The 12,434-nt window shown below is 66.4% G+C and carries 11 protein-coding genes; 3 read left to right on the forward strand and 8 right to left on the reverse strand.

What is annotated here, in order from left to right:
- Nucleotide 1: 1 nt before the first annotated feature.
- The 7 genes from ACM6LU_RS23810 to ACM6LU_RS23840 form a co-directional block, all read right to left on the reverse strand.
- Nucleotides 2-1,960 carry an ABC transporter ATP-binding protein gene (locus tag ACM6LU_RS23810; protein ID WP_414939967.1) on the reverse strand — a complete coding sequence of 653 codons (1,959 nt, stop codon included), beginning with the start codon at nt 1,958-1,960 and terminating at the stop codon, nt 2-4.
- Between the two features lie 212 nt (nt 1,961-2,172).
- On the reverse strand, nt 2,173-3,261 hold the full coding sequence (locus ACM6LU_RS23815; RefSeq protein ID WP_414939968.1) for a prephenate dehydrogenase: 1,089 nt from the start codon (nt 3,259-3,261) through the stop codon (nt 2,173-2,175).
- A gap of 26 nt (nt 3,262-3,287) precedes the next feature.
- Entirely contained in the window at nt 3,288-4,253 is a 966-nt protein-coding gene (locus ACM6LU_RS23820; protein WP_414939969.1) for a helix-turn-helix domain-containing protein, read from the reverse strand.
- Nucleotides 4,254-5,930: 1,677 nt separating this feature from the next.
- Nucleotides 5,931-6,545, reverse strand: a complete 615-nt coding sequence (gene vanX, locus ACM6LU_RS23825) for a D-Ala-D-Ala dipeptidase VanX (RefSeq protein WP_414939970.1) — start codon at nt 6,543-6,545, stop codon at nt 5,931-5,933.
- Entirely contained in the window at nt 6,542-7,585 is a 1,044-nt protein-coding gene (gene vanA, locus ACM6LU_RS23830; RefSeq protein WP_414939971.1) for a D-alanine--(R)-lactate ligase, read from the reverse strand. The genes vanX and vanA overlap by 4 nt, the downstream gene beginning before the upstream one ends.
- Nucleotide 7,586: 1 nt before the next feature.
- Entirely contained in the window at nt 7,587-8,630 is a 1,044-nt protein-coding gene (gene vanH-Ac1, locus ACM6LU_RS23835) for a D-lactate dehydrogenase VanH-Ac1 (protein WP_414939972.1), read from the reverse strand.
- 222 nt (nt 8,631-8,852) lie between these two features.
- The gene (locus ACM6LU_RS23840) at nt 8,853-9,557 is read right to left on the reverse strand and encodes an alpha/beta fold hydrolase (protein ID WP_414939973.1); all 705 of its coding nucleotides are present in this window, start codon (nt 9,555-9,557) and stop codon (nt 8,853-8,855) included.
- Between the two features lie 77 nt (nt 9,558-9,634).
- On the opposite strand from ACM6LU_RS23840, the gene ACM6LU_RS23845 reads away from it, so the two are divergent.
- A complete protein-coding gene (locus ACM6LU_RS23845) occupies nt 9,635-10,249 on the forward strand; it encodes a TetR/AcrR family transcriptional regulator (protein WP_414939974.1) in 615 nt (204 codons plus the stop codon).
- Here ACM6LU_RS23845 and ACM6LU_RS23850 read toward each other — a convergent pair.
- A complete protein-coding gene (locus ACM6LU_RS23850) occupies nt 10,221-10,709 on the reverse strand; it encodes a hypothetical protein (RefSeq protein WP_414939975.1) in 489 nt (162 codons plus the stop codon). The genes ACM6LU_RS23845 and ACM6LU_RS23850 overlap by 29 nt on opposite strands.
- Nucleotides 10,710-11,367: 658 nt before the next feature.
- Between ACM6LU_RS23850 and ACM6LU_RS23855 the strand changes: the two genes are divergently transcribed.
- Nucleotides 11,368-12,069, forward strand: coding sequence for an FG-GAP repeat domain-containing protein (locus ACM6LU_RS23855; RefSeq protein WP_414939976.1), 702 nt, complete (start codon nt 11,368-11,370; stop codon nt 12,067-12,069).
- A 127-nt stretch (nt 12,070-12,196) separates the two neighbouring features.
- Complete coding sequence (locus ACM6LU_RS23860) at nt 12,197-12,427, forward strand: hypothetical protein (protein WP_414939977.1); 231 nt, start codon at nt 12,197-12,199, stop codon at nt 12,425-12,427.
- Nucleotides 12,428-12,434: the final 7 nt, after the last annotated feature.

The raw sequence follows: 12,434 nt of genomic DNA on the forward strand, positions 1-12,434 counted from the left end.
GTCATCCTCCGTGAAGGCCGTAGAACACCGGCTCAGGCTCGGGCTCGTCGTCGAACCCGGTTCCGTTGCCGTCCGCCTTGGTTCCGTTGCTTTCCGGATTGGCGAACTGCGTGTGATAGAGCTCCGCGTAAAGACCGCCGGCGGCCAGCAGTTCGTCGTGCGTCCCGCGCTCCCGGACCCCGCCGCCGTCGATCACGAGGATCTGGTCGGCCTCGCGGATCGTGGACAACCGGTGGGCGATCACCAGCGAAGTGCGGTCGCGCAGGGCGGTCTTGAGCGCCCGCTGGACCGCGGCCTCCGACTCGGAGTCGAGGTGAGCGGTGGCTTCGTCGAGCACGACGACCGACGGCGCCTTCAGCAGCAGCCGGGCGATCGCCAGCCGTTGCTTCTCCCCGCCCGACATGCGGTAGCCGCGATCGCCGGCGACGGTGTCGAACCCGCTGGGGAGGGACTGGACCAGGTCCCAGATCTGGGCACCCTTGCAGGCCTCGATCAGCTCGTCCTCGGTGGCGCTCGGGCGGGCGTAGAGCAGGTTTTCCCGGATCGTGTCGTGGAAGAGGTAGGAGTCCTGGCTGACCACCCCGACCGATTCGCGGAGCGAATCGAAGGTGAGGTCCCGCAGATCCTGTCCGCCGATGCGAATGGTTCCGGAGGTCGGGTCATACAGCCGGGTCACCAGATGGGTGATGGTGCTCTTCCCGGCGCCGGACGGGCCGACGAGCGCGGTGAGGGTCCCGGCGGGCACGTGGAAGTTCACCCCGCGAAGGACATCCGACGTCACTTCCCCGCGTCCCTTCGCGGCCCGCACATGCTCCAGCGACGACAGCGAGACCTCGTCCGCGGTGGGATAGCGGAACATCACCTCGTCGAACTCGATCTCCGGTGCCACGTCCTTCGTGAGCTCCACCGCTTCGGGCTTTTCCTTGATCAGCGGCTTCAGATCGAGCAACTCGAAGAACCGGGAAAAGGCCACCACGACGGTCTGCGCGGTCTCCTGCATCCCGGACAGCTGGGTGATCGGTCCCAGCAGCCGCGCGAGCAGGGTGGCGATGGCGATCAGCGTGCCGAGCTGGAACGCACCGTCGAGCACGAGTCCGCCACCGATGCCGTAGACGATCGCCGTGGCGAGCGAGGCCATCAGCGTCATCATGACGAAGGACATCCGGCCCCAGACGGAAAGGCTCACCCCGAGCTTGCGGATCCCCCCGGCACGTTGCTGGTAGTCGGCCATCTCCTCGTCCGGACGGCCGTAGAGCTTGGAAAGCATCGCCCCCTGGACGTTGAACCGCTCCTGGAGAAGGCCGCCGAGGCTGGCATTGGCATCCATCATCTTTCCGGTGCGCTGCCCGATGAGCCGTCCCACGTAGACCCATGGCACGAGGAACAGCGCGACCACCACCAGCGTGACGACGGCGACGAGCCACGACAGGTAGATCAGCTCGGCCAGTACCAGCACGACCGCGACCGCGCTGGTCGCTACCAGCAGCAGGTGGCCGAACGTCTGCTGCGCCATGATCACTTCGGTGTGCAGCCGGTTCACCAGTACCCCGGTCTGGGTCCGGGTGAAGAACGCGATCGGCAGCCGCCGGACGTGGTCGAGCACCTGGGTCCGGACGTCATAGGTGACCCCTTCCCCGATCTTCCCGGCGATGTAAGCCGACACCAGCGACAAGCCCGCGGCCAGTAGGGCGAGGATGCCGGTCAGGCCCGCCATCCAGAGCACGACATCGAGGTCGTTCTTCAGAATGCCGTTGTCGATGAGCTCCCGCATGATCAAGGGGGTCGCGACGATGACGACGGCCTCCAACACGGCGATGAGAACGAAGAGCGCCACCTTCCCGATATGCGGGCGAAAGTAGCCGAGCACTCTGCGCACCGTCCCCCGGCGGATTTTCGTCGACCAGGGATCGGGGTCGTCATCCCTCGGGTTCGGTGCGCCGAAGCGCATCACTACGTCCATACCGTCATTCCTCCCACGCGCGAAGTCCGCGATCTCAATCGTGCTGAATCGTGTCGATGTCCACGAGTGGGTCCAAGCGACCATCTCCGCGAGCACTCGGGATCCGCGGCCATGACCGTCCACAAGCGACACTGGTGTTCGTCTGCCTACGCCGGACCGCCCACATCGTCACGAGGGCAGCGCCGGTCTCGCACCTTGCCCGGCACAGGAACCTAACGCCCCGCAGGGGTCCCGACGGGCACGGGCGGAACGTGCCAGCCATGGAAGCGGAGTGCCTCGGCGAGCCTGCCGGTGTCCTCCGGGCGCACGGACATCTCGGCGACACCGACCGGCAGACCCGTCGAGTGCTCCAACCGGACGTCCTCGATGTTGACGTCCGCCAGCTCCGCCGCGTTGAACAACCTGGCCAGCTCTCCCGGCCTGTCCCGCAACACCACCTGTACCACGGCGAACGCCCGGATCCCCGGCCCGCTGTGCTTGCCGGGGATCCGGGCGTGGCCTTTGACACCCCGCCGCAGCAGATCCAGCACGTCATCCAGCTCACCGGACCGCAGGGCTGAAGCCGCCGAGGCGAGATCGGCCGCGATCCGCTCGAGCACGCCGGCCACCGGCAGGGTGTTCCCGGCAAGGATCTTCCGCCACAGCAGGGGATTCCCGGCGGCGATGCGCGTCACGTCGCGCAGCCCCTGCCCGGCGAGGCTCAGCGGGACGTCGCCCCCGCTCACCAGGCTCGCCGCCACCGCCGACGCCACCACGTGCGGGGCGTGTGACACCAGCGCCACCGCCGAGTCGTGCTCGCCGGCGCCGACGGTGACCACGTTCGCCCCGCACAGCGAGACCAGCTCCCGCGTCCGCCGCAAGGCATCCGCTCCCGTCTCAGACCCGGGGCAGAGCGCCCAGGGACGACCCAAGAACAGATCGGCGCGGGCCGCGGCCGGTCCGGATCGCTCCCGGCCGGCGAGCGGGTGACCCGGCACATAGGAGGTCAGGTCACACCCAAGCCGCTCCGCGTCCGCGATCGGTTCGGCCTTGACACTGGCGACGTCGGTGTACGCCGGCGCGGCCCGCTGTTTCTGCAGCCCGGCCAGCCGCTCCCCCACCAGATGCGGCGGCACGGCGATCAACGCCAGGTCCGCTTCCTCACCGGCCCACTCCTGGCCCGCGCCGAGTTCACACGCCAGCCGGACGGCGTGCGCGTCGACGTCGGAGAGGTAGACCGCCACGCCCTTCTCGCGAAGGGCCAACGCGGCCGAGGTACCGATCAGACCAGTGCCGACCACAAGCGCCTTCTCGATGGGCACCTCTGCTCCTTATACCGTTCACCGGGTCATCCCGCGGCGAGATCGGTCGCCCGGTTCTCCAAGTGATCCGCGAACCCCGCCCAGACCCTGGCGTGATCTCTGGCGAACCCGGCGACCACACCGTACAAATGCGGCGGTACGCCGTGGAGGATCTTCTCCCACTCCTGCCCGTCCATGGAATGCATGGAGAGCATTCGCAGCAGGATTCGGCCGACTTCGCTCAACCGCAGCGCGGGGTCGGCCTTGAGCTGCTCCAGCACGGCGAGACGCTCTCGATCCACGGCACGGCCGATGTCGGGTTCCGTCCGGCCCAGCGGAAGCGGCTTGGTCCGTAACCTCCTGCCCCCGTCCGGAGTCGGGCTCTCACCACGCTCCAACCGGCCGCGCACGTCCCGGACCGTCTCCGGCGAGATGCCGACCTGCTTGGCGACCTGCCGGAGCGAAAGGCCCGGATCACTGCGAATGAGGTCGGCGGCGTGTCTTCTCCTCTCCGAACTGTCGACGGGACGGATGCGCCCATCCCGCCCGATTCTGGCCTCGTTTCCGGCGTCTCCTCCACACCTGCGCAGGTCGGCCACCGTGCCGGCGGAGATACCGGTCGCCGACGCCACCCGCCGATCGGACCACTGAGGATGCGTCCCGATGATCTGAAGGGCCGCACGCTTGCGATCGGCGAGTGAGAGCGGCAGACCGTGCCGGATGTTCGCCTCGACGGCCAGGACGAACGCGTCGGATTCGGCTCCGTCGATGAACCTCGCCACGATCGTCGTGTCGCCTCTGACCCGCGCCGCCTTGAGCCGGTGCAGGCCATCGACGACCTGCATCGTCGGTCGGTGAACGAGAATTGGCGGAAGTTCCCCCTCGGCCGACAACAGTGTCTCGACGTGCTCCGGATCTTCACCTGAAGTTCTCGGCGAAGATACGGAAGACAGCCGGGACAGCTCGATTTCGACGACCGGGAGAGCGAATATGTCAACCCTCATCGGATCCACCTAGCCCCATTGGATCTTTATCCGTCCACTTTGCGATACGGCAGAGAACCGCACCGTCCAACTGCTTAGCCACGATGGTTGGACACCACGAGCCCGTCCGCACCAGCCCTGTGCCGTGTGGCGGGCGTCCTCGACACTGAGGATCCCCATGAGCGCCACCGGCAGGCCCGCCTGACGGCGGGCCGCCTCCGAGATGACCGGCGGTGGCGTGTGCTCCGGCGAACTACCGAGAGTTTTGCTCGACGACTTCGGCCAGAACAAAACCAAGGTCCACTTCGACGCACCAGGTGGGGACATGTCGGGATCGGCTCAGTCGCTCAGCCGGTCGGAATCCGCGATTGCCTTGTGGTCGCGAGTGAACCTCGCGCCCCCTCAGTCCCCAGTGAGTGCACACCTGGTCAGCATGGCACGACCAATCCTTGTCGGCAATTGACGAACAATGGGGATACCTCACAGTGAAGGTCGCCGTCCAAGGTCTTCGTTCAAGATCGACTCGCGAACCTACGCTTTTCGTATCAGCACGAGGGAAACGGGCTAGGCTGTTCGCCGATCCAGCTAGTCCGTTCGCAGCTCGCGTTTCCGCTCTCGCGGATTCGGCCGCGGCGTTCTTGGTCCACCCGAACGGTTCCCGGTCGACGTTTGCGGAAGTCTCCTCCGTGTGGGTGATACAGAGAAGCCGAGGCGGCTGGTATGGGGAATTTCAACTAAGGGCATTCGCCATCGACAAGTTCTCCTTTTGCTCTCTCAATCGTCACCTGTTACTCACCGCGAAGTACGACGTCAAGGCCCATTAGTGGGTAGCCAACACAAATGGACTCGCCAAGAGAAAAAGAGCGCCTTCATCCTGATGGCGGTTGCGGCGGTGAGGTCGTCACCTGGACGCGAGTTGAAAAAGAATCCCACTACCGCACACCTCTTTTGCCGTGCGAGGACAAAGCGGCGAAGCCGACGGGTAACCCGCTCGGCGCGGTAGCGGGAGGGGTGCCGAACGCGGTGGGCGGCCCCCGTCAAGCGTCCAGTCAGACAGTGCGGCGACGCGCCTGAGGAGGCCGCCCACGGCAACACTGCGGGGGCGCTGCTCGCCTGAAGCACGTGAAGGCCCCCTTCCCTACCTCGACCGGCGAAGTCGCAGAGCTGCCGTTCAGTCCGCTCTTGGCGAACCGGGCCCGCCTTCGTCAAGTGCCCGAAAGGAGGTGGGTCGGGGTGGCCTTGAGTGGCAATTCGGGTAGAACCAAGGGGTGGCTTGGGTACCTACTATCGGCTGGCCGGTGTCGCGAAAGCCACTTTTCGGGACATCTGACGTCGCGAAAGTGGCTTTCGCGACACCGGGGGGCGGCCGCGCTTGACGTCTGAGTCACGCTTCGGTCGGGGGTGGTAGTTGCGTACCCACGTATGGTCAGCCCGACGGCGCAGGGCGTCGGGCCTCGATCAACGTCCCCGTAGGCAAATACAGGTCCGTCAGAACCCGAATCGCCACACGCGACCCGCTTGACCAACATCTCCGCGAGTTCGCCGGAACCCTGCACCCTCAAGGTAGGCAAGGCGGCCTTCACGAACCGGTCCGTGGCACATCCCCGGGCAGGTACGCGAAGGACCCCTTCACTGCGTCTAGCGCAAGGAAGGGGTCCTTCATGTACTCAAACCCGTGTTCCGGGTCGTTCTAACGGCCCAGAACACTCACGAGCTTGCGATGGGAAAGTCGAAATAGGTGTCCGGATAAGGTTCATCCTTCAGGCTGTAATGCCACCACTCGCACTCGTACAGATTGAAACCGCTGTCCACCATGATGGAACACAGGTGCTCACGGTTCTTTTCCTGCTCCGGCGTGATTCCCGCCGCCCCGTGGTGCGAAACGACGTCCATCACATCATGGTCGCCGCCCATGTCGGCGAGTTCGCCGGTGTCCAGGCGGTACAGCGTCAGGTCCACCGTGCTGCCCCGGCTGTGGCCCGATTTGGTGGCCACATAACCCTTTTCGAACATCTGGGGCCGGTCGATGTTCGGGTAGTGCCTGAGCTTCTTCCGGCCGTCTTCGGGCTGTTCCGCCCAGCGCATGAAGCAATCCACGGCGCGCTGCGGACGGTAGACGTCCCAAAGGAGCAGGCCGAAGCCGAGAGCCTCGGCCTTCTCTCGTGCCTTCTCCAACGCCGCGCAGAAGGCGCGGGTACCGACGACGCGGTTCACCAGGTAGCCGTCCACCGGTTTACCGGTGAAGTTGTCCCAGGTGGCGTATTTGGCGTCCCAGCGGATCCCGGGCACAACCTCGTCGACGAAGACGAAATCGTCTTTCATCCGTTGCGCCCCGCCAAGGCCAGCGTCGCCAGCCTGTCGATCACGTCGCCGAGCGAGAGGCCGGCGGCCGCCATCATCCGCGGGTAGCGGCTGTACGAGGTCAGGCCGGGAAGGGTGTTGACCTCGTTCAGGACCACGCTTCCGTCTTCCTTGAGGAACAGGTCGACCCGCGCGAGTCCCCGGCAGCCCAGGGCGCGGTAGATGGCCTTCGCGGTCTCCTGGACGACCGCGCGCGACTCCGCCGAGATGTCGGCGGGAACGATGAAGCTCGAGTTCTCGGAGCCGGTCTCGGGGCTCTCTTCCTGGTGGATCTTGAAGAATCCGTGGGTCAGCGCGACCCGGTCGCACTCGCCCACCAGCAGATCGTCGTCGTTGCCCAGAATGGAGCAGCCGATCTCGCTGCCGATGACGGCTTCTTCGATCAGCACCTTCGAGTCGTACTCGCGTGCCTCCGCCAGCGCGGCGGACAGTTCTTCCTTGCTCGACACCTTGCTGACGCCGAAGGCCGAACCCGACCGGGCCGGCTTCACGAAGACGGGGTAGCTGAGTTCGCCGGGGTCGACGTCGTTGTCGTCCGTGACGATCCAGAAGTTCGGCGTGGGGATTCCCGCGCCCTTGATGACGGAATAGGTGAGGGACTTGTCCATGCACAGGGCCGAACTCTGGACATCGCAGCCGATGTAGGGGATGCCGGAGATCTCCAGCAGGCCCTGCATCGCACCGTCTTCACCGAGCTTGCCGTGCAGGACGGGCAGCACCAGGTCGAGGGCGATCGTCTCGTACTTGCCCTCGTCCAGGACCAGCAGCCCGTGCACCCCCCGGTCCGGCGACAGGACGGCCGGACGGCAGTTCCCGCTGGTCTCCCAATCCGCGGCGGGGCCGTCGCAGAGCATCCAGGCGCCACCCTGCGTGATCCCGATGTAGTACGGCTCGTACTTACCGAGATCGAGGTGCTTCTGGACCTCCAGCGCAGACTTGATGGAGATAGGGTGCTCTTCGGAAAGGCCGCCGAACAGAATTCCGATTTTCAACCTATCCATACTACTTCCCGCTTTCGAAGTTGAGACAATTGATGATGGAGTTTTCGACAGTGTCGCTCAGAGCGTGGTCCGTGTAATAGGCGGTATGCGGGCTGATGATCACGTTCGACAGCTCTTGCAGCCGCAGCAAGGGCTTGTTGCCGTCGATGGTCTTGTCCCGGCAGTCGGCGTAGAAGATTCCTTCCTCCCCTTCGAGGACATCCAGCGCCGCGCCGCCGAGGTTTCCGCTTTCCAGGGCCGAGATGAGGGCCTCGGTTTCGATGAGTGGGCCGCGCCCGGTGTTGATGATGTACGCGCCACCCTTCATCTCCTCGATGTTCCGACGGTCGAGGAGGTGATACGTGTCCGTGTTGAGTGGCACGTGAAGTGTCACGATATCGCTCTGCTGCAGCAATTCGTCGAGCGGGACGTAATCGGCGGAGGCGTTGAGCATCGTGTCGTAGGCCAGTACCCGGCAGCCGAAACCCTTCAGCCTGTCCATGACCGCGACACCGATGCGCCCTGTTCCGACCACCCCGACGGTCAGGTCGCGCAGCTCTTTCCCGCGTACGGCGTTCAGCCGGTAGTCATGAACTTCCGTACGGCGGATGATGGATTTGGCGTCGCGCACCACCATCAGCATCAGCATCAGCGTGAAGTCGGCGACGCTGTCCGGCGAGTACGCGACGTTTCCGACGGTGATGCCGACGCTTTCGGCGTATTTCACATCGATGTGATTGAACCCGATGCTCCTCGTGGAGATGTACTCCACGCCTGCCTCGCCGAGTGCGAGAAGAAGGGGGTTCGAGATCGGAGTCTTGTGACCGACACTGATACACCGGTTACCGGACGCCAATTCGATATTTGCTTCGGATACCGGCGCTTCCGCGATGGTCGGCGTTATGCTGAAACGAGGCGCCATCTCCTTGAACAGGACGGCCTCGTCCTGCCCACATCCATAAATCGTGATCCCACAGGCCTGTTCGGCCGAGGAGGACGCGGACGCCAGCGATCGGGTGCGACGTGCCTCTGATCGCGCTGGTTCGCTGTAGGTCATGGCGGACATTGTAGGCAGCGTGCCGAGGTCGCCTTGGACGGGGTTTTCGACGCGCCGACGGTAGGTTACCGGTAGGTAGCGCCGCGTGCACGCTGTGCTCATCCCCGGAGGCGAACCCTTGCCCGGCGTCCCCGCTCACCTGCGCGATGGCCGCTGACAACCGATCTTGCCCGCCCGGCCCGCGTCCCGGAACCGTCCCGTGACGGAGGACACCCTCGCTCCAGGGCAACCTTAGCACCGTTCAACCGTCGGCACCGCGCTCTGCCACGCGACGGCGTGTGCCGATACGAGGCGCGCGAGCTCTTCCGGCGCGTCCCGCGCCACGAGATGACCGGCGGCCGGAACCCTGGCGACCGTGACCCGGCGGTTGGCCGCGCGCAGACGGCGCACATCCGACTCGCTGAGCGGCGATTCCCGCCCGGCGTGCACCACCAGGATGGGCAGGTCCAAGGCCCCGGCCGTCGCGAAAAGGGCGGGCCCCGACCCGAGGACGTCGTCCACGAGGTGGGTGTGGCAGCCGCCGAGTCCGTGAAAGTCGAGCCACGAGCGCGCCCGTGCCGGAGCGAGGTCCGGTACGACGTCGACGAGCACGAGACCGGCGACGCGTTTCGCGACGGCAGGTTCCGCGAGGGCGGCGATGGCGGCCATCCCGCCGATCGAGGCACCCACGAGGACGATCGGCACGGGCTCGCGGCCGATCATTTCGACCACGTCGTCGGCGAGGGTCCGGAGCGTGGTCGCCTTGCCGGAACTGTCACCGTGACCACGCAGGTCGTAGGCCACCGTCCGCAGCCCCTGCCGGGCCAATATCGCCGCGACCGGCTCCCAGACGCTCCGCCGCTCCCCGCCCGCGTGGAGCAGCAGGACCGTCGGGCCGCAGCCGGTCACCGTACCCCGCAGAGTCACATCGCCCAGCGTGAGGCTGATTTCGGTCATTGTCTTCTCCTGCCCCAGTTACCTTGAGATGCCAAGGTAACCCACATACCTTGGCGCATCAAGGTACGATGCCGATCGTGACGACACCTCGAGCCAGAAGGACTCCGGAGGAGGCGCGACGCCTGATCCTCGACGCCGCGGCCTCGCTGCTCGCCGAGTCCGGTGTCGCCGCCGTCCAGATGCGCGCGGTGGCCGCGCGGGTCGGCATGACCGACGCCGGCGTCGCCCACCACTTCGGCAATCGCGAAAAGCTGCTCGCAGAACTGCTCCGGCACGGCGGCCGCCGCCTTCGAGACGGGCTCCACGACCTCCTCGCGCGCTGGCTGGACCGCGACGCCGACCTGCTCGAACTCGTCGAGGCTCTCCAGTCGCTCTACCGGCACGGATACGGCGAACTCGCGGTGGCACTGCACGCGGCGGGATGGCGCGACCCCGGCAGCGGCATGCTCACCCCGGTCGTCGACGCCCTCCACCGGCTCCGGCCACCCGGCTACTCCATCGACGACACCCGGCTGGCCGTCGCGGCCCTGCATCAGGCGATGGCGATGGAGGCCCAGTACGGAGGCGCGTTTCGGCGCAGTGCCGGAGTCACGGGTCCCGCTTCGGACGAGTCAGCCGCCCAGGTGCGCTGGTGGGCGCGCCAGCTCCACCTCGCGCTCGGCCTCAAGCTCGATAAGGACCCTGATCCCTGAGATCCGGGCTCACCTGCGGAGCCCGCCCGTCCTGCCCCGGCACCGGGGTGACCGTCGGCTGCGCGGCCGCGTCGGCCCGTACCGACCGGTCGGCCCGCACCGGCCGCTCGGTCTTGCGTCCGCGATAGCGGGATTCGACGACGTGGTCCTGTCGCCGGCGGGAGAGCACCGACAGCGTGAGGACGTGGGCCACGGCCATGAGCAGCAGGAAGACGCCCAGCCTGCCGATGAACGCGGCGGCCGAACCGGACCAGTCCGGGGCCACGACCGAGAGCAGGGCCAGCACCCCGATCGCGACCAGATGGAAGACCGTCACCACCATCCAGGCCACCGATCCGCCTCCCTCGCGGGCGTCCGGCGCGCTCAGGAAGCGACGGGCGCCGCGATAGAGGATCTGGCCGTCCGCGATGATGAAGATCAGGCCGATGATCAGGAACCCCGGAAGCTCGTTGTCGGGCATCGTTGCCTCCTCCGTTTCCCGATGAGTACCCACGGACCGCCGCACGATGGCGCTGGTGACCGGATCGAGTGAACAGTTCCCGGCGCGGCCTTGCCCACCTGAAGTACATAAAGGCTCCTTGCTTGCGCCTGGCGCAAGAAAGGAGCCTTCACTCGCCGTCGTGGCTACTGGGGTGACCAGCCGAGTTCCGGATAAATGACCTTGTATACCGGAACTTCCGGCGGTGTCGCAGGCACCGGACCCCGGCAATGGATTTCGCTGTGCGTCAGGAGGTCGTGTCGCGACGAGGTGGGCGAGCACGGTGACCGGCCTGAGGCGGACGGCGTACCGGTCCCCACTTTCCTGAGGCGCGAAGTGGACTTTCCCCGCATGTCATCCGGGGAAAGTCCCCTTCGCGCACCTTGGACATTCCAGAACACCAGGATCCGCGAGGCTGATGGCCCGCGTGTCGACGCAGGAATTAGTGGCCGCGTGATCCCGCGCGACTCCCTCTTGAAAGGGGTTGTGATCCGGGGCGGGCCACACGCGTCCTTCAGCCTCGGGTTGCGTCTGTGTGGCCCATCACACCTTCACTGCACTTCCCGGCCTCGTGGCCGTCTCCCCTTACGAGAACACTTTCGGTGAAAAGTTCACCGGACGAGTGGAGGGAGAGATCATCATGAACCGCACGGGCATCGTCCGCACCGCCACCATCACCGGTATCACCGCCGCCCTGGGCCTCGCCGCCATCGTCCCGGCCCTGGCCACTCCGCAACCCAGCCCGCTGTCCAACCCGTCGGCCGCCCCGGCCGCCGACCCGGTCACCACGGTGGCCGACCTCGACGGCGACGGCGAGATCGAGACGGTCTCCGCCCAGCTCACCGGCGAAAACGATCAGGTGATCTCCGCGACCGTGAACAGGGCGTTCACCTCGATCCACCTCGGCGCCGACGGCTCCGTCCCCCTCGCGGCCCCGCGCGTCGCCGACCTCAACGGCGACGGCCGCGCGGAACTCATCGTCACCCAGTCGGTGGGGGCGAACACCACCTTCTTCACCGCCCTGCACTACGACGGCCGTAACCTCAGCCAGGTCGTCGACGAGAACGGCAAGCCTCTCTCGGTCGCCGAAGGCGGCGGAGTCGCCGCCCACCTCGGCTACCAGTGCACCCCGCTCAACGGCGGCGGGCGCACCATGGAAATCGTCGCCTCCGAGGCCGACGACGTCAGCGCGGAACCGCTCACCTACAGCGGAACCCGCACCGTTTACACCCTTCGCGACGGCGCGCTGACCGCCCAGCGCAGCCTGCCGATCACCTCCCGCCCGGTCACCGACCCGGTGCTCGGTGCCGACGCCGCGACCTGCGCCCAGGCCGGTAGCTGACCCTCCCCGGCGAAGGTAGTTCGGGCAGCCCCTCTGCCCGCAAACGCCTTCCATCCGAAGCCCGGCGCGTGACCTTGTTACGTTTCCACGCAAGCGAAAACAAACCCTATGACCAAGGAGAACAGTGATGTTGCGCAAGCTTGCAGCCGGTTTCGGCATTACCGTCGTCGCGTTCGGCGCCGCGGTTTCCGTGGCCGCGCCGGCTTCCGCCGCGGAGGAATCCTACACGGTCGTCGGCAGGTGGGCCGGAACCGGAAACGAACAAGCGGGAACCTGCGAGGGCCTGAGGATTCTCTACTTCCCCAACGGCGAATGCGTGTTCTACAACGGCAACACCGAATTGCGCGTTCCCCACTGAGGCCTGA

The sequence above is a fragment of the Amycolatopsis sp. cmx-11-51 genome (genome assembly GCF_047608665.1).
GTDB lineage: Bacteria > Actinomycetota > Actinomycetes > Mycobacteriales > Pseudonocardiaceae > Amycolatopsis.